This window comes from Acinetobacter sp. ANC 4779 (genome assembly GCF_004331055.1).
GTDB lineage: Bacteria > Pseudomonadota > Gammaproteobacteria > Pseudomonadales > Moraxellaceae > Acinetobacter.
In genome coordinates this window covers 192,759-211,137 of the sequence record NZ_SJNU01000002.1, presented here as the reverse complement: position 1 = coordinate 211,137, position 18,379 = coordinate 192,759, and the positions used below count along the sequence as shown (strand labels likewise).

The following is an 18,379-nucleotide window of genomic DNA, read 5'->3' as shown; positions in this document are numbered from 1 at the left end:
TGGCGGAATAAAAAATAGTTAAGTTATGTAACCGGCTATGCCTTATCTCTGCAATGCGACATAAAATATATTTATTCTGAAAAAGTTGATTTATTTCAATAAAAATCAATCTACTATCGGAGTTGTTTTATAAGGGAATGAGATTCAAACAGATTACTTATCCAATAAATAATTGAATCTACAACTAAAGAAATCTAACATTTAGGGCTAAGTCAATGTTTCTAAAAGTAGATCAGCGTAAATATATACTGGTGGCAGTTTTATCGGGTCTGGTTGGCTGCAATCAGCCATTCGAAGAGCCGGTGGCTGAACAGATAGAACGAGAAAATCAGGCAGTCAACTCGTCTACTGTAGATACTCAAGGCAATAAACTGACCGAGGTTGCCGGAAAGATCCCTGTACCTGTAGCAGATACAACCACCGATCCTCAGAGAAAAATTCCAGAAAATGCCAAACCTTATGTAGGGCGCTACCAGATTGCCATTAGCTGTACTGATCCTATTGTAAAATGCCAACAGGGGAGTGCAGATTTAGTTATTAATCTATTGGCAGACGGTACGGCATATCGCAGTATTATCCATTTAGGTAAAATCACCTTTACTTCGAACCGTTATCAACGTCAAAATTACTGGTCTTATGATTCCACACATCATCAAGTGATCGTGCATCGATTGAGTGGGGTAGACTTTTTTTATAATATCGATCAAGACCAAAACCTGGTCATGGATCTGGATAAAATTGCGCATGCATCGGCACTCAACGAGCAGTATTTTGCTGAGGGTAATCCATTTCCACAGCAGGCTTATTGTTTAGTCAAAGAAACTACACTCATGAAAACTCGCGAATCCTAAAATTTAAGCAAAAAAAACACTCCAAATGTGGAGTATTTTTTATTCAATAAAATTGAAATTTATTAAAATAATAAAAATTAAATTTGGTGGGTTGTGAGGGGCTCGAACCCTCGACCAATAGATTAAGAGTCTACTGCTCTACCAACTGAGCTAACAACCCTGAACACATTTAAAAACACTGTTTTAAACGAATTACAAGATGAAGCAAAATTTCGAGAATGGCGAATCTACCGAAGGGGTATGGTTTGTCTTGGTCGGAATATTTGCAGGTTTCGTTTCTATTGTAGTACAGAAAGAAGCCTTAAGAAAGATATGGTGGGCCGTCCGCGACTCGAACGCGGGACCAATGGATTAAAAGTCCACTGCTCTACCAACTGAGCTAACGGCCCATATTTTCAGAGAAAATATCTGAGAAGTAAAAAAGCTTCCCTGTAGAGAAGCTCTTTAGAATCTTGGTGGGCCGTCCGCGACTCGAACGCGGGACCAATGGATTAAAAGTCCACTGCTCTACCAACTGAGCTAACGGCCCAAGATAATCAAAAAAATAAGTGGTGGGCCGTCCGCGACTCGAACGCGGGACCAATGGATTAAAAGTCCACTGCTCTACCAACTGAGCTAACGGCCCGAAACCAACATTCAAGCAGTGCTTGGATGTACAGTGCAAGAAAATATAGTATTTTCTAAACACCACTTCGTTTTGATGGGCGTATTGTAGCAAGTTATGAAATGAGCGCAAGTAAAAATTAGCAAACTTGTTGATGTTTGATTATAAATGCAACAAATTTGCTTTATCTACTCAAAAAACAGACGTTTTGAGTTAGAAACGGTATTGATAAGCTTGGATATTGTTAAATATTTCTACTGTTAAATCACAATATTCCGTGGCATTTGGCAATAAAACCAACAAGCGTTCATCTGTTTTATGGGGATCAAAAGCTTGCTCTTTTAACTTGTTCTTTTGATATTTAAATGTACCGGTGGTTTCTACCTGCGCTTGAACCCGCAAGAACACAGGAACAGCATATGCAGGCAAGCATTTTTTAAACTCGCTTGTCATTAGCTTTAAATCTTGTGCTGTTAATTCTGCACCATCTGCCAGTGTAATTGCTGCCATACCGGCACGACCATTGGTATGGGGGATTTCTACCCCGTAAACCACCGCTTCAGCAATTTTTTCATATTCACTGACCACATTTTCAACTTCATTGGTCGATACATTTTCACCTTTCCAGCGAAAAGTATCACCTAAGCGGTCTATAAATTGAGCATGACGGAAGCCAATATCACGTACCAGATCGCCGGTATTAAAGAATGCATCACCCTGTTTAAACACATTTTTCATAATCACGGATTTATTTTTTTCCGGGTCGGTATAGCCATCAAAAGGCGAGCGACGGGTAATTTTACCAATCAGTAAACCTACTTCGCCTTTTTTGACCTTCTTGCACTGGCCTTTGTCATCTTTTACCGGTGCATTGGTTTCTTTGTCAAACTCAATAATGGCATAAGGTGTAGGGGAGAAGCCGACCGTGTTGTCAAAGTTAAACACGTTACTGAAACCGACATTTCCTTCACTTGACGCATAGAGTTCAAGAATTTCTTCGACTCCAAAGCGTTGCTTGAATTTATCCCAGATATTCGGGCGCATGCCATTGCCGATCATCTTTTTGACACGATGGCCGTGTTCAAGTTCAGAAACCGGGGCATCCATGAGATAACGGCACAATTCACCGACATAGCCAATCGCAGAGACATCAAATTTTTGCACATCTTTCCAGAAAGCAGAGGTGGAATATTTTCGTCGTAAAGCCAGTGTGGCACTGCCGGCAATCACGCCGCACCAGCAGACCACGATACCTGTTGCATGATAGAGCGGCAAAGTGACATACATGACGTCGTCTTTATTCAGGTTTAACACATGCCCATAGGTGCCATAGGCCAACGTCCAGCGACTATTGGTGAAAATGACTGCCTTGGGTAAGCCGGTCGTACCCGAGGTATAGATGTAAAACAAGCCATCTTTACCTTGAACACTGTGCGTGGTGGGGGTGTTGAATTTCGGAAAGCTGTCAATTTTATCTGCCAGATTGATCCAGTCTTTCGGTGCTGTACCTGAATCTATTCGAGTAGCTTGATCTGCCAACCAGTGAAAACGATCTTCTAGAAGCACTAAATCTTGACGAACTTCTTCCACAGCTTGACGGCATTCTTCACCGACAATGACGGCAATCGGTTTGACCAGGTTAATGCTATGCATCAGTGCCTTACCAGTTTGCGATGTATTGACCAAAGCTGAAGTCACACCAATTTTCGCTAAAGCGACTACAGTTGCCACCAGTTCAGGGCGGTTTTCCACCATAACGGCAATAACATCACCTTTACGGGCACCAAGGGCGAGATAAAAATGCCCGATTTGGTTGGCCCATTCATTCAGTTGCTGATAACTGAATTTTTGATCTTCAAATAATAGCGCTATACCCTGAGGATTACGCTTGACCGCTTTTTCAAAGGCCATGCCTAAGCCCGCTGGGGTGTTGGGTGTGCGTAAATAGGCTTGTTTCAGACCACTCAAGAGATGAGGGACTTTGCTCATAAATTTGGGTAATTTTACTGCGATATCAGCAATACCAATAAGATCGCTCTGTGTGGTGTGGTTCATAGGAATCCTATTTATTTTTCATAATCCAATATGTCTATTTGTTTGTGGTCATCTGTTCAGGTGTCTTTTTAATCGTTTAATCCTAGTGCAATCAACCTAATTTGACAAAAGTATCAAAAAAAACCTAGTCACCGAAATGACTAGGTTTGTTTTATTCGCTGCTTTAAAGCTAATTATGACTCATTTGCAGGCGTTATTTTCTTTGGAGGGCGACCGCGAGGACGACGGGGGCGGATAGGTTTGTCAGCATCATCATCAGCATCTGGGTTGTCTGGATCAGCTTTTGGCTCAGCCAGTGCTTGGACGTCTTGAGCGACTTCTACCGGTAATTCAGATTTGACCGGTTTTGGCTGCTTTACTGCCTTTTCCACACGGGCTGCTTGCTTGATCGGCTCAGCAACCACTTCTGGAGCTGCTACGACTTCAGGCGTTTCAGTCACGGCTGGAGCTTCTTTGATCACAGCTTCTGGTTCTGTCACCGGAGCAACTTCAGTCGCTGTTGTTTCAACTACTTCTTTTGCAGCTTCAGGTTCATTATGTGCTTGCTTGGCTTGTACTAAAGCCTGTTCAGCAGCAAGTTTTGCCAAACGACGACGTTCACGCGGATCATTGGCAACACGGTTGTCAGAAACAGCAGCAGGCGGGGTTAAAGCCAGCACTGGTGCCGGTTCAGCTTCATGTGCTGCTTTGGTTACCGCAACATCACGCGTAACCGGCTGTGCTGGCGCTTCGGCTTCAGTTGCCTGATGCACGAGAGTCGCCGCATATTGCTCAGTGAATTTCACCAATGCACGGTTGAAGGTTGGGATTAAGCCAAATTGCTCAATCAGCACTGAACAATCCTCACCATAGACATGGCGAATGAGGCTGCCCACTGTATATTGCCCCAACGTTGGAACCTGAGACGGGTTCAATTTTGGAGCTTGAGCCTGTTTTACCTGCGGTTCACGTTTTTTGCGACGACGCATACGCGGATCGTTACTTGCACGTATGTCAGCAGAACGTGGCTGCTGTGGCTCACGAGTTTCAGGGGTTGCAGCAGGTTTTTCTTCCTTCGCAACGACTGGTTTCTCAACTACAGGCGCTTGGGTTTCTGTAACAGCAACCGGTGCAGCTTGAGCGATCGGTGCTTCAACAACAGCAGCTGCTGCATTTAACGTAACAATTTCACTTTTCGCCTGATCAACATTTACCACCAAGGCAGTTGGAATTACATCCTGACGAGGTGTATTAATCACTTCGACTTTAGGCTGTTGTTCGTTAACTACAGGCGCAGCAATGGCTTGCTGAGGAGCAGGAGCCTGTTCGTTCAATACGCTTTGATCGCGGTGGCGATTTGGGCGGTTTGGACGTTGTGGGCTATTGCGGTCACGGCGTGGCACAGCATTTTGCTCTGGTTGAGTTTCAGATGCTTGTTGTTCAACGTGTTGACGTCGTGTCGGGCGCTTATTGTCACGTTGATCTTGACGCTGCTCGTGACGTTGATCTTGACGCTGCTCGTGACGTTGATCTTGACGCTGCTCGTGACGTTGATCTTGACGTGCTTCTTGGCGCGGTTCTTGACGTTGCTCTTGGCGCTGCTCATGACGAGGAACTTGAACAATTTCTTCATGCACTTGATTTTGTTGATTGTCGTGCTGAACTTGTTCACGTTGCTCTTTCGGCTTTGTGGTACGCTTTTTATTGTGACGTTGCGCTTTTTCTTCACGGTCAGAATACTTATCCGCAACTTCATGCTGTTCCTGTTTTGCTGCTACAGGCGCACTTGGTGTTAAATAAATATTGTTGTTTGCAGTCGCCACCGGTTCGCTTACAACTGGTGCAGATGTAGCAACCTGACCGAATTGACCACGGCTCACAGCACCACCATTCACCATTTGTTCAATAGCAGCAGCAGCATTGTTTGCAGTACGTGCTTGATCAACTGTTTTTGCTTGTTTTTGTACAAACAGGTTTTCTAACCATGCACATGGGCTTGCTGAAGCTTGAGCAACAGCTGCAACTTGAACTGGCTGTTGTTGCTGTACTTCTTGAGCAACTTGTTGTGGATGACGTTGTTGCTGCTTGTTGTTTTGGTTTTTGGCTTGTTGCTGAGCAGGCGCTTGAGCAGCAGCTTGAGCAGCCTGTTGTTCACCTTCCAAATGCCATTCAGAAGATTCGTAACCCAGCTCTTTTTCACTTGAACGTGTTGCTTCGGTACGTTCGTAGCTGGTTGGCGCAAAGCCTTCAGCGTTATAAGTGATTTCATAATGTGGTGTTTCTAAGTGCGGATGTGGTAACACCGTTACACGTACATTTGAAGTTTGTTCTAGATACACCAAAGTGTGACGCTTTTCATTCAACATGAATGCAGCGATTTCAACCGGAACTTCGACCTGAACTTCACCTTGACGTTCACGCAGTGCAATCTCTTCCACTTTACGCATGATTGAAAGTGATAAAGAGCGTAAGTCACGCACCATGCCGGTACCATGACAGCGTGGGCATACATAACCGGTTGCTTCTTCTAGCGATGGACGCAAGCGTTGACGGCTCATTTCCATTAAACCAAAACGTGACAATTGACCGAACTGGATACGGGCACGGTCGCTTTGGGTTGCTTCACGAAGTTTTGCTTCAACCATGCGCTGGTTGCGGTCTTTGGTCATGTCGATGAAGTCGATCACCACCAAACCACCGATATCACGTAAACGCAGTTGACGGGCAATTTCTTCAGCAGCTTCAAGGTTGGTATTTAAAGCTGTGTCTTCAACGTCGTGACCACGTGTCGATTTCGCCGAGTTAATGTCGATTGACACTAATGCTTCAGTTTGGTCGATCACGATTGAGCCGCCAGAAGGAAGTTTTACTTCGCGTTCATAGGCTGTTTGAATTTGGCTTTCAATGCCAAAATGAGCAAATAACGGCTCATTTAAAGTGTAGGTTTTAAGTTTTTCTAACTGACGCGGCATGACTGCTTTCACGAAGTTATAGGCTTCGGTATAGGCTTGTTCAGAGTCAATTAAAATTTCTGCAACATCGTCACGTAAATAGTCACGAATAGCACGAGTAACCACGCCCGCTTCTTGGTGCACCAGCATTGGTGATGGACCAGAACTTGCTGTAGTTTGGATTTGTGCCCAAAGATCCATCAAGTGTTGCAAGTCAAGTTGCAATTCTTCTTGTGAACGACCAATACCGGCAGTACGAACAATCACGCTCATGCCACGCGGAATATTCAGTGACGACAACATTTCTTTCAATTCGTCACGAACTGCACCGGAAATTTGACGACTGATACCGCCACCTTTAGGGTTGTTTGGCATAAGCACCAAATAACGACCGGCAAGCGAGATAAAGGTAGAAAGAGCAGCACCCTTGTTGCCACGTTCTTCTTTTTCCACTTGAACCAGAAGTTCTGTGCCTTCAGTGATCAATTCGCGGATGTTTGAAGTCTGGCGAGGGTCTGCCTTGTAGTATGTGTTTGCGATTTCACGCATAGACAGGAAGCCTTGACGACCTGCACCATACTCAACAAATACAGCTTCTAAAGAAGGTTCAACGCGAGTTACGTGACCTTTATAGATATTGGATTTTTTCTGCTCACGGGTACGATTTTCTAAATCAAAATCGTAAAGACGCTGACCAGTGACAAGTGCAACGCGAATCTCTTCGGCATGTGTTGCATTAATCAACATACGTTTCATGGGTGTAACACCTGATAGTGATACACAGCAAAACATCGCTATTCACGCAGCGAACATCACACATTACGGATCAACACCCAGATCTCAAATAAACGCTTGTGGTCTGAGCTTTTTTACCGGCCTTTTTTTGGGCTGCGGTTTTTGATTCACGTATTGATGATGGCAATACGGCTTCAATCTTTAAACGATTAAAGTCACCTGAGCGCTTCACTGGCGGACAAACGGTGCATTAGATGTGAGTAACTTTCACTGTCACGTAGCTTGAAGATCATCCCTTCATTAAGATAGAGAGCGTCTTGATACGGAATTATCATCGTATCTTTGCTTTATGTGCAGATCCAATGCATCAACGTTGTAGCCTGAATGCGACTTCAGGTTGCGATTAATCTGATGTGTATCAGTTTACGTTTAAAAACCAACTTTAAGTTGGCGACATATTTTTTAGAGCAGACTGATTTATGTACCGAAATACAATTAAACGCAACAGTTTGCTTTTTTGCCGATATAATAAGCCTTCGGCGTCGGCATATTCTTTAGGGACCTTTCCGTGTTTAATGTGAATTGTGAAATTTAATTTTTAGCTTCAAAAATATTGAAGGAATTAAATTTTTTCACACTAACGGTGGTATCCGTGCGCTGACTATATCAAACCTTGCATCATCTGCCTATGGGTTAAGCTTATGTTTCTTGTGTAAAGCATAGCCTAAGTGATCAGTTTTTAATCAATTTTAGTATTTTTTTGGGTCATAGTAACTGTATGAATTCTACGCAAGAATGGCAAAGTGTCACTTGGTTTGAAGTTGATGAGCATCAATCAGGCCAACGCATCGATAATTTTCTATTTTCCAGACTTAAAGGTGTGCCGAAAAGTCGTATTTATCGTTTGATGCGTGAAGGACAAGTTCGGGTCAATAAAAAGCGTATTAAAGCGGAAACCAAACTGGCAATTGGTGATCAAGTTCGCGTTGCACCAATTCGTTATGAGCCTAAAGATGAAACGCCGGTACCGGTGTCGGATAAAGTGGCTCAAAGCTTGCTCAGCCGTGTGATTTATGAAGATGAAGGTCTGATGGTGGTCAATAAACCTTCTGGTATTGCCGTACATGGCGGTAGCGGTGTTGCCTATGGTCTGATTGAAGGTCTGCGCGCAGCAAGCGGTAAGAAATATCTGGAACTGATTCATCGTATTGACCGTGATACTTCTGGCCTGGTAATGATCAGTAAAAAACGCAGCACTTTAAAAACCTTGCAAGATTTACTGCGTGAACACAAGATCAAAAAAACCTATGCTGCGATTGTGAAAGGCAATGTTGTGCTCGATCGTCAACTGATTGATGCACCTTTACACCGTTATGAGCTTGCCAATGGCGAGCGTCGTGTGTGCGTATCAAAAGAAGGGAAAGAGTCTAAAACGCAGTGGAATGTGGCTGAGCGCTTTATGCATGCAACGCTTGTATACGCATCACCGCTTTCAGGCCGGACCCATCAAATTCGTGTGCACGGTTTAAGTATTGGTCATCCTTTAATCGGTGATGATAAATATGGTCATGAAACTGCATATAAAGGTCCGAAAGCCCGTCGCTTATGCTTGCATGCACTGCGCCTGGAAATTCCGGGTTATGAAACCATTGAAGCGCCATTGCCGGAAGATATGCAAAGTCTGGTGGCCCAGTTGCGTGCGCAGAAGAAAGATAAAGAACCGGCTTTAACGGATCGTGACGAAGATTATAAATAGTCTTATCTCAAGTAACGGGAATGTTGGATAAATGGTCCCGTTACTCAAAAGCGATTAAAAAACTTTGGCTGTGAAAATGATATGCATCAGGCGACATCTATGTCGTCATTGCGTATCAGATATTTGTCTTGAATTTTCCTTAAAGAAATTTTTCATCTTCTTTTGTCTTATTTGTTTGTAGAAAAGTGGACAGGGAGATTTAAGCGGAAATGCTATGTTTTGCATTGAATCAAATATTGGATTAATTCATGAAAAAAACTTTAGAACTTGTGATCTTTGATTGGGATGGTACTTTATTTGATTCAGTGGGACAAATTGTACAAAGCCTACAATTCGCTGCCAAAGCGTATCAACAACCTTTAACCGAAGAAGCTGCAAAAAGCATTATCGGTTTAGGATTGCCTGAAGTCGCGCAAGTCTTGTTTCCAGATGTGCCTGAATTGCACACTGATATTTTGCAATGCTATGCAGATCACTATGTCGAAAATTCGAAAGCTGATGCCTGGTTTGACGGTGTGGCTGAGATGTTGCACATGTTAAAAGCTGAAGGCATCAAACTTGCAGTGGCAACCGGGAAAAGCCGTAAAGGTTTGGACCGGGTATTAACTCAAACGCAGAGTCATGAGCTTTTTGCCGTGACCCGTGCGGCAAGTGAAACCAGATCTAAACCGCATCCATTAATGCTGGAAGAAATTTTGCACATTACCGGCGTGAATGCTGAAAATGCGATTATGGTGGGGGATACATCCTATGACCTGGAAATGGCACAGAACATTGCCATGCCACGTATCGGGGTGAGTTATGGGGTACATACGCCTGAGACGCTAACACAATACAATCCACTGGCCATTGCCGAGGATGTCGCAAGTCTGCATCAGCTACTCTTAAATCAGGTAAATTTAAAACAGGCGGTTTAAGCTATATTTGATATTGAAAAGGGTGATTTAAAATCGCCCTTTTTTATACGTATTAAATTCTAAATTGACTTATTGGATTCTGAATTTTTGCACATCAGGTTTATGGTTACCCCAACCAGTCCAGTAATTGACCATAGTGACAGTTTTATTTTGAATACTCATAATTTTATAAATATCATTACGCGGCGGTGAAATTTCATTTGGACGAATGACTTCAGTCATCATAAAAATCTCTGGTGTAATCCAGGTTATACGCCAAGTGTCGGTATTGAAGTAGCCGCGGCTACATTGCATTTCATCTTGCCAAGCGGCAGCGGTCGCTTGAGCATTAAATTTTAATCTCGCATAACTTACATAAATTAAAATTAAATATTTGGTTTTGATCTGTTTTTGATAATTTCATACAAAGGCTGTATGACATAAAGTTGTGAGTAAGGCTGTTAATAAAAGTGTTTTGATTTTCAGTGCTAATAGTTTAAGGCATTGTTTTTAATTATTTAAAAATATCATGTTGATTAGACAGTGAATATGCCGTTTTTATTTAAAATGCAGCGATAGTCTCATCTTTTAGTCGTAGTGCTGATTGATTGTTAAAATGAATGGCCTGCATTGCAGAGCTGCTTACTCGGATATCCTGAAATATCTACGCTAACTGCCTTGTTTCACTCAAAAAATAGAATGGCATTTATAGGTAATAGCTATTGTAAAAAATAAAATAAGTATTGGCATAAAAACCGTATTTTTCAGATTCTAAAACTGTTTATACATATACACGTTTGCCAAGATGGGGCAGCACCCATTTGCTGATGGGTTTGATCATTTACATAGATTTTTTCTGATTGTTCATTCCATTTCCATCGATAACGGTATACGTCCAATTTTTTGCAGTTTAAGGAAACATTGATGTCGAATTCTGCTGTTGTTGAATCAGTTGCCCAAGCATTACGTAGCGCTGAATTATCTAAAACTGCGATTGCACCGATTCGCCCACAATTGGGTGGTGAAAGTGCGGATGTAGATATTGCCTACGCAGTTCAAGAATTAAATACCCAACGTGCCTTAAGCGAAGGACGTCGTTTAGTCGGCCGCAAAATCGGTTTGACTTCAAAAGTGGTCCAAGCCCAACTCGGTGTAGATCAGCCTGACTTCGGTATGCTGTTTGCAGACATGTCTTATGGTGATGGCGAAGCCATCCCGGCAGGCCTATTGATTCAGCCTAAAGTTGAAGCAGAAATCGCATTAATTATCAATAAAGACCTTACCAAACAACATCATACCTACGCAGACATTATCAGTGCGACTGAATATGCCTTGCCAGCGGTAGAAGTGGTGGATAGCCGTATCGAAAACTGGAAAATTTCCTTGATTGATACCGTTGCCGACAACGCATCTTCAGCAGCTTTTGTTTTAGGTTCACGTCCTGTGAAACTTGAAAACCTGGATTTGGTGAACTGCAAAATGACCATGACACGTGGTGATGAAGTGGTATCTCAAGGTGTAGGTAAAGCCTGCCTTGCAAATCCCCTCAACGCTGCGGTTTGGTTGGCGGATGAAATGGTTCGTCGTGGCCGTCCACTGTTGGCCGGTGACATCGTTTTGACCGGTGCATTAGGCCCGATGGTTGTTGCACACCCAGGTGATGAATTTAAAGTTGAAATAGAAGGCTTTGGTTCAGTGACAGCAGCGTTTGCAGCTGAATAGGCATTGAGCTAAACACGGAATTTTTGAGAGTACAGATTCATGAAAAAGATTAAATGTGCATTGATCGGTCCTGGGAACATTGGGACTGACTTGCTTTACAAACTTCAACGTAGCGAATGGTTAGAGCCAGTTTGGATGGTGGGGATTGACCCGACATCGGAAGGTTTGGCGCGTGCTGCGAAAATGGGCCTTAAAACCACTGCTGAAGGCGTGGACGGTTTACTTCCGCACGTGCTTGCTGATGATATCAAAATTGCGTTTGATGCAACGTCTGCTTATGTTCATGCTGAAAACAGCCGCAAGTTGAACGAACTTGGCGTACAAATGATTGACTTGACGCCTGCAGCAATTGGTCCATTCTGCGTACCACCAGTGAATCTGGAAGCTTTGCTTGAACAGGGTGAATTGCCGAACGTCAACATGGTGACATGTGGCGGTCAGGCAACCATTCCTATGGTGGCAGCGATTTCACGTGTTCAAGCTGTGAACTACGGTGAAATTATTGCCACGGTATCTACAAAATCTGTAGGTCCGGGTACACGTAAAAATATTGATGAATTTACACGGACTACTGCCGGTGCAATTGAGCAGGTGGGCGGTGCGAAACAAGGTAAAGCCATTATCATCATCAATCCTGCTGAGCCACCACTCATGATGCGTGACACGGTGCACTGTCTGGTTGAAGGCACACCGGATCAGGCTGCAATTACAGCATCTGTGCATGCCATGATCAAGGAAGTTCAAAAATACGTACCCGGTTACAAACTTGTAAATGGCCCGGTATTTGATGGCAACCGTGTATCCGTGTTTATGGAAGTTGAAGGCTTGGGCGACTACTTACCTAAATATGCCGGTAACCTCGATATTATGACTGCAGCTGCTGCACGTACTGCAGAAATGTTTGCAGAACGTCTCATCGCTAACCAAGCAGCGTCAGCTGAAGCTTAAGGAGCAGACCATGTCAAAAATTATTATTAATGATATGACGTTACGTGATGGTATGCACCCGATGCGCCATCAAACTACACCAGAGCAAATGGTTGCAATTGCCACTGCACTTGATGATGCGGGTGTGCCTTTAATCGAAGTAACCCATGGTGACGGCTTAGGCGGCAACTCGGTAAACTACGGTTTTGCAGCTGCGACGGATGAAGAATATTTAACTGCGGTAATTCCACAGCTTAAACAAGCCAAAGTATCTGCGCTGTTAATTCCGGGTATTGGTACGGTTGACCATTTGAAAATGGCGCATGATGTAGGTGTGGCAACGATTCGTGTTGCAACCCACTCTACAGAAGCTGACGTTTCTGAACAGCACATTACGGCTGCGCGCAAACTTGGCATGGACACTGTGGGCTTCTTGATGATGGCACACATGGCATCACCTGAGCATCTTCTTGAAGAAGCGAAAAAGATGGTGTCTTACGGTGCAAACTGTATTTATGTGACCGATTCTGCCGGCTATATGTTGCCGAATGACGTGACTGACCGTGTGGGTATTTTACGTGCCAACTTGGCTTCAGAAATCGAAATCGGTTTCCACGGTCACCATAACTTGGGTATGGGCGTTGCAAACTCTGTTTCAGCAGTTCAAGCCGGTGCAACACGTGTCGATTTAGCGTCTGCAGGTTTAGGCGCAGGCGCAGGTAATACGCCACTTGAATTGTTTGTTGCGGTGGCCAACCGTATGCAAATGGAAACCGGTGTGGACTTGTTTAAAGTTCAGGATATTGCAGAAGAACTGATTGTTCCAATGATGCAGCAACCGATTCGTGCCGACCGTGATGCAGCAACCTTGGGTTATGCAGGTGTTTACTCATCGTTCCTGTTGTTTGCTAAACGTGCTGAAGCAAAATATGGTGTGTCTGCGCGTGAAATCCTGATGGAATTGGGTCGCCGTGGTACGGTGGGCGGTCAGGAAGACATGATTGAAGACCTCGCTTTGACCATGTCCAAAGCAAAAGAGCTTAATGCTTAATTAAAGTATTAAGTTAAACAGAAAAAGCACCCGAATATGGGTGCTTTTTTAATTTTGAATGAGATGACGCAAAATAATTTAATATCCTTAAATGAGGGTTGCATACCCCGACATAATTTTATCAATAATCCTGAATTGTTTTTCTAATTGCTTTGTTGGGTTGAGTGCCAGATTGATCTTTACTGGATTTTATTCTTGGGATCTATCGTTTAAAACAGCTGAATTATTCAGCTGTTTTTTATCATGACTTCTAAAATTTAAAGCTTATTTTCGTAGTACGGTTCTGAATCCAACATGAGAAGTGGCAAGATCAAATTCTTGCGGGTGTCGGGCAGCGGCCCTGTAACGTGCACAATAATTATCTGCACATAAATAAGAACCGCCTTTTATGGTCATAGTCATGACCTGTTTTGAATGGTGACGGGTCATTTGTGGATTGCCCATATGCATGTCGGAATGAGGACCTTTATAAACAGAATTTGTCCATTCCCAAACATTGCCAATCATGTCATGTAGGCCAAAAGGATTGGCTTCAAAACAGCCGACAGGTGCTATACCTTTAAATCCATCTTGATTAGAGTTGGCATAGGGGAATTCACCCTGCCAGTAATTGGCGGTAATTTTCCCATGCGATTTTGGGCCAATATCTTCCTGATCACTAAACCCTTTGGCAAGGTATTCATTTTCTAATTCGGTAGGCAAATCACGACCCAGCCATGTTGCATATGCCAATGCATCATTATAAGTCACATAACGAACCGGCTCATTCAGAGCAGGAAATTTCTCATCAATGTTTTTCCATGAAACATTTTTCAAAAATTTCCACCAGGACATCATGGCAACCTTATCTGTTTCAGGCTGGATGAAAACAGCTGCGCCACCTTGTTTTTCAGCATCGCTAATATAGCCAGTTGCATCTACAAAACTTTTAAACTGGGCCACAGTAACTTCTGTTTGATCCGCCCAGAAAGCGTTTACTTTGAGTTTGTTTTGATAGAAAGGGCGTTCATCTTCATAACCCGTATTTGAGCCAAAAAGAATTTCACCTGCCGGAATTTCAACCATACCGGAGGTTTTGGATTTTCCCCAAAGTGCAGGCAAACCTGAATATTGCTTACATTGACTGACACTGCCCAAAGTGACAATTTCTGTAGATTGCTCAGATTTCGAAGCATTGCATCCTGCGAGGCCAAGCATCAGCAATAGCAGACAACTCCCTTTCATCAAATTTGACATGGGGTATTACTCCGCGAAATCCTGTACACCTACACGTTGAGTGTATTTCACATATTCTTGCTGGAGCTGTTTTACCATTTCCGGGTGTTTTTTACTTAGGTCAGTGGTTTCTGTACGATCATTTTCTAGATCATATAATTTCCAGTCCGGACCACTCAGGTTTTTGGTAATGGTGCGCGTGAGTTTCCATTTCTTGTTGCGCACATAGGCATCGCCATGCAATTCATCTGCATAGATAAAATTTTCGCCATATACGGAACTGGTTTTACCCTTAAGATAACTGATCCACGATTTACCGGAAAGCTGGTTGAACTTGCTAGGATCCTGATAATCCGGTTTTAATGAAGATTGGGTAATTTCAAGAACAGTGGGGAAAACATCTTTTACATTCACAAAGCTATTACTGATTTTAGCTGTGCTGCTATTTGGAAGTTTAACAATAGCAGGTGCACTGACGCCGCCTTCAGCTGCAGTTCCTTTCCAAAGTGAAAATGGTGCACTGCTCACTTCAGTCCAACGCGGACCAATAAGTTCATAAGATTTAGTTTTACCTAAATTATGATAACTATTGTCATAACCTGGAAGTGAACGATAGAACCCTTCTGCGCCATTATCTGACATAAAAATAAACAGCGTATTGTCGTATTGCTTAATCTTTTTCAGATGTTTAATCAGTTTTCCGACATTGTCATCCATATTTTTAATCTGTGCCGCATAAATTTCCATTTTGCGTGCTTCGATTTTTTTCTGTTCAGCCGTTAAATTGTTCCAGGTATCTAAATTCATTGGAGCAAGTTGTTTACTCACCACATTGGCTGTTTTTGTAGAATTAATCAGCTTGAGCTTGAGCATTTTTTCTAAACGCTTCTGTTTTATTGCATCGTAGCCTTGGTCATAGTGGCCCTTATAAATATTCAAATAATTTGTCGGTACCTGAAGCGGCCAATGGGGAGCGGTCAGAGCAACATAGGCAAAGAAAGGTTGGTTTGGCTTGTTATTATCACCAATATATTCAATAATTTTTTGAGTAAAGAAATCTGTTGAATAAAAATTATCTGGTAATTCGACTTTCTGACCATTTTCAGTGTAAATGGTTTTGCGTTCGATACCATCAGGCAGGGTTTTGAAATGTGAGTCTGCACCATTTAATAATGCATAAGAAAAATCAAAACCTCTACTTGCCGGATTGGTCTCGGGGGTATAACCAAGATGCCATTTACCTGCCATAAGGGTTTTATAACCATTATCTTTTAATACTTGAGGCAAGGTCATTGAGCGAGTATTTAAATAACCTTCATAACCCGGTTTACCTAAAAATTGTGGACGAGGAGTTAAATCAAATTTTCCTGCGTCCGCCCGCATAGTCTCCGCCATGGCACCCAAGCCAGCTTGATGGTGATCTGTACCTGACATCAACTCGGAACGTGTGGGAGAACAAGTGCTAGGGGTGTGGTAATTGGTAAAGCGGGTGCCTTGATGAGCCAGACTGTCAATATGGGGAGTCTTGATTTCACTGCCAAATGAACCTAGATCAGAATATCCCAAATCATCTGCCAGAATAATGACCACATTTGGTTTTTGAGCGAAGAGCTGCGTAGAAATTAATAGCGATGTAATTAGCGCTATTTTGTTGAGTCTCATTTCATTCATCCTTGATTATGATTTACAACTATGAGCGTAGTGTAAATGCTTTAAGGTTAACGTCTATTAGACGAAGCATTATTTTAATAAAAATCAAATACATAGGTTTTAATTAGATAGAATATTGGTGGTAATTAGTACATTTTAGATATTAAGTCATACTATTTATGTATTTATATATTGATTTTTTAACTCAGTTCAATGATTGGATATTTATTATAAATACCACTTATAGATTTAAAATCTTATGAGACTGCTTAACTAAAAAAACACTTAATAAATCAATATTAATTCATTTCTTTTTAAAATTAATTTAATTAACAGTAATTTAAATGGATAGTAGTAGCAGTAAGCAAAAACTACTTATTGTTAAAACATATTAAAATTTGGAATTAAATGTTAAAAAAAAGAAAAATAAAGTTATATGAATTGCTGCTTAATACTCTGGTCTGATTTTTTTTAGCGGTAGGGTTGAGCATCATGGTCGCAGCTTAATTTGATTACAGGAATAAGCCATGCGTCGTCAAACACTATGGATAGCAATCTGTGTTGCTGCTGCAACACTAGGTACAACTGCAACGAATGCAGAATTTATCGACGATAGCCAAGTCCAATTAAAATTCAAAAATTTCTATTTAGATCGTCAGTATGCTGATGTACCACAAAATAACTGGGGTAGCTGGTCACAAGGCATTACCCTGGATGCAAAATCCGGTTATCAGGACATCGGCGCTGGTATTCAACTCGGTGCAGATCTTCTTATTCAGCATGCGTTCCGTTTGAATGGCCGTGACAATAATCCTGACTGGGTTATACCGCATCAAGGACCGGGCAAAGGACAAAAAGATAATTTTGGTAAAGTGGGTGCGACCTTAAAAGCCAAGGTTTCTCAAACTGAATTGAAAGTAGGTGAATTACTGCCGGTATCTCCAGTACTGGTCTTCGATCCATCACGTCAGTTGCTGACGACTTATAGCGGTGCATGGTTAGAGTCTAAAGAGATTAAAGATACTAAGTTAACCCTTGCTTATATTGATGGTATTAATAACCGTTATGACAATCAATTTCGTGATTTAACCAAATTTGCTCCGCCTGCATATGATAATGGTGCAGCATCGGATGGCATGTTGATTGCAGGTGTAGATCATCAATTCAATAAACAGATGGGTGCTAGCTACTGGTATGCAGATGTAACAGATATCTATCAGCAGCATTATGTAGGTGTAAATTACAAAACTACATTGGGTGAAAAAGCAAAATTAGAGAGCCATATCCGTTACTTCGATAACTCGGATTCAGGCAACAAGCTGTATGGTGCAATTGATAATCAGGCATTATCTGCAGGTGCAAAAGTCAATTACGGCGCGCACACAGTCGGTTTGGGTTATCAGCAAATGTTTGGTGACAGTGCTTTCCCGACATTGGGTGGCTGGGTGCCACAACCGTATTTAGTGAACTGGGGTGTTGCGACCTTCACTGCGATTGATGAAAAATCTGTCGGCTTAAGCTATGGTTATGACTTTTCTGAATTGGGTGTCAAAGGTTTGAATGCCACTGCGTTCTACATGATGGGCTTTGATGCTGAAGCAAATGGCAAGAAAAATCAGGATTCGGATGAGCTTAATTTAATCGTGAACTACACAGTGCCTGAAGGTCAGTTGAAAGGTCTAGGTTTGCAGATGATGTATATTGATGCTGACTTCGATTATAAATCTGACCTTAAAGAGTATCGTGTAGCCACAACCTATACTTATAAGTTTTAAATCATTGAATCAAAAAAAGAGCGACTGTTGATCAGGTGCTCTTTTTTTACGCTCAGGATATTTTGGCTTGAAATACCTTAAGCAAATTAGGCCTATGGTTTAATTTTAATTAAATAAAAACAAAGACATAAATAATCGTTTTTTTATAGGGTTTGATCGTAAATTTGTATCAGTTTGCTCAGGCTGAACGGTTAATATAAAGCTGTAAAAAG

General features: G+C 42.2%; 12 protein-coding genes and 4 tRNA genes. 7 read left to right on the top strand and 9 right to left on the bottom strand.

Annotation, left to right across the window (positions count from 1 at the left end):
* Positions 1-215 precede the first annotated feature (215 nt).
* Positions 216-851: a hypothetical protein gene (locus E0H80_RS03940; protein WP_131363330.1), complete on the top strand. Its 636-nt coding sequence runs from the start codon at positions 216-218 to the stop codon at positions 849-851.
* A gap of 84 nt (positions 852-935) precedes the next feature.
* On the opposite strand, the gene E0H80_RS03935 is transcribed toward E0H80_RS03940, so the two are convergent.
* From E0H80_RS03935 to E0H80_RS03910, 6 genes are all read right to left on the bottom strand, one after another.
* Positions 936-1,011, bottom strand: a tRNA-Lys gene (locus E0H80_RS03935).
* 153 nt (positions 1,012-1,164) lie between these two features.
* Positions 1,165-1,240: transfer RNA gene (locus E0H80_RS03930), tRNA-Lys, on the bottom strand.
* A 64-nt stretch (positions 1,241-1,304) separates the two neighbouring features.
* Positions 1,305-1,380 (bottom strand) — tRNA-Lys (locus E0H80_RS03925).
* Between the two features lie 20 nt (positions 1,381-1,400).
* Positions 1,401-1,476, bottom strand: a tRNA-Lys gene (locus tag E0H80_RS03920).
* 192 nt (positions 1,477-1,668) lie between these two features.
* Entirely contained in the window at positions 1,669-3,510 is a 1,842-nt protein-coding gene (locus E0H80_RS03915) for a long-chain-acyl-CoA synthetase (RefSeq protein ID WP_131363328.1), read from the bottom strand.
* A 173-nt stretch (positions 3,511-3,683) separates the two neighbouring features.
* Complete coding sequence (locus tag E0H80_RS03910) at positions 3,684-7,196, bottom strand: Rne/Rng family ribonuclease (RefSeq protein WP_131363326.1); 3,513 nt, start codon at positions 7,194-7,196, stop codon at positions 3,684-3,686.
* Positions 7,197-7,953: 757 nt separating this feature from the next.
* On the opposite strand from E0H80_RS03910, the gene E0H80_RS03905 reads away from it, so the two are divergent.
* Positions 7,954-8,931, top strand: a complete 978-nt coding sequence (locus tag E0H80_RS03905) for an RluA family pseudouridine synthase (protein WP_067866238.1) — start codon at positions 7,954-7,956, stop codon at positions 8,929-8,931.
* A gap of 248 nt (positions 8,932-9,179) precedes the next feature.
* Entirely contained in the window at positions 9,180-9,848 is a 669-nt protein-coding gene (locus E0H80_RS03900; protein ID WP_131363324.1) for an HAD-IA family hydrolase, read from the top strand.
* 69 nt (positions 9,849-9,917) lie between these two features.
* Here the strand turns inward: E0H80_RS03900 and E0H80_RS03895 are convergent, their stop codons facing one another.
* Positions 9,918-10,142 (bottom strand): hypothetical protein, encoded by a 225-nt coding sequence (locus E0H80_RS03895; protein ID WP_131363322.1) that lies wholly within the window; start codon positions 10,140-10,142, stop codon positions 9,918-9,920.
* Between the two features lie 609 nt (positions 10,143-10,751).
* Between E0H80_RS03895 and mhpD the strand changes: the two genes are divergently transcribed.
* Genes mhpD through dmpG form a run of 3 tightly spaced genes read left to right on the top strand, consistent with a single transcriptional unit; the run spans position 10,752 to position 13,527 of the window.
* The gene (mhpD, locus tag E0H80_RS03890) at positions 10,752-11,549 is read left to right on the top strand and encodes a 2-keto-4-pentenoate hydratase (RefSeq protein WP_131363320.1); all 798 of its coding nucleotides are present in this window, start codon (positions 10,752-10,754) and stop codon (positions 11,547-11,549) included.
* Between the two features lie 39 nt (positions 11,550-11,588).
* Positions 11,589-12,497 (top strand): acetaldehyde dehydrogenase (acetylating), encoded by a 909-nt coding sequence (locus E0H80_RS03885; RefSeq protein ID WP_067866246.1) that lies wholly within the window; start codon positions 11,589-11,591, stop codon positions 12,495-12,497.
* A 10-nt stretch (positions 12,498-12,507) separates the two neighbouring features.
* Complete coding sequence (dmpG, locus tag E0H80_RS03880) at positions 12,508-13,527, top strand: 4-hydroxy-2-oxovalerate aldolase (RefSeq protein ID WP_131363318.1); 1,020 nt, start codon at positions 12,508-12,510, stop codon at positions 13,525-13,527.
* A 264-nt stretch (positions 13,528-13,791) separates the two neighbouring features.
* Here dmpG and E0H80_RS03875 read toward each other — a convergent pair whose 3' ends face one another.
* Positions 13,792-14,751, bottom strand: coding sequence for a formylglycine-generating enzyme family protein (locus E0H80_RS03875; protein WP_131363603.1), 960 nt, complete (start codon positions 14,749-14,751; stop codon positions 13,792-13,794).
* Between the two features lie 18 nt (positions 14,752-14,769).
* Positions 14,770-16,404 (bottom strand): arylsulfatase, encoded by a 1,635-nt coding sequence (locus tag E0H80_RS03870; RefSeq protein ID WP_131363316.1) that lies wholly within the window; start codon positions 16,402-16,404, stop codon positions 14,770-14,772.
* A 515-nt stretch (positions 16,405-16,919) separates the two neighbouring features.
* Here E0H80_RS03870 and E0H80_RS03865 point away from each other — a divergent pair.
* A complete protein-coding gene (locus tag E0H80_RS03865) occupies positions 16,920-18,167 on the top strand; it encodes an OprD family outer membrane porin (RefSeq protein ID WP_131363314.1) in 1,248 nt (415 codons plus the stop codon).
* Positions 18,168-18,379 lie beyond the last annotated feature (212 nt).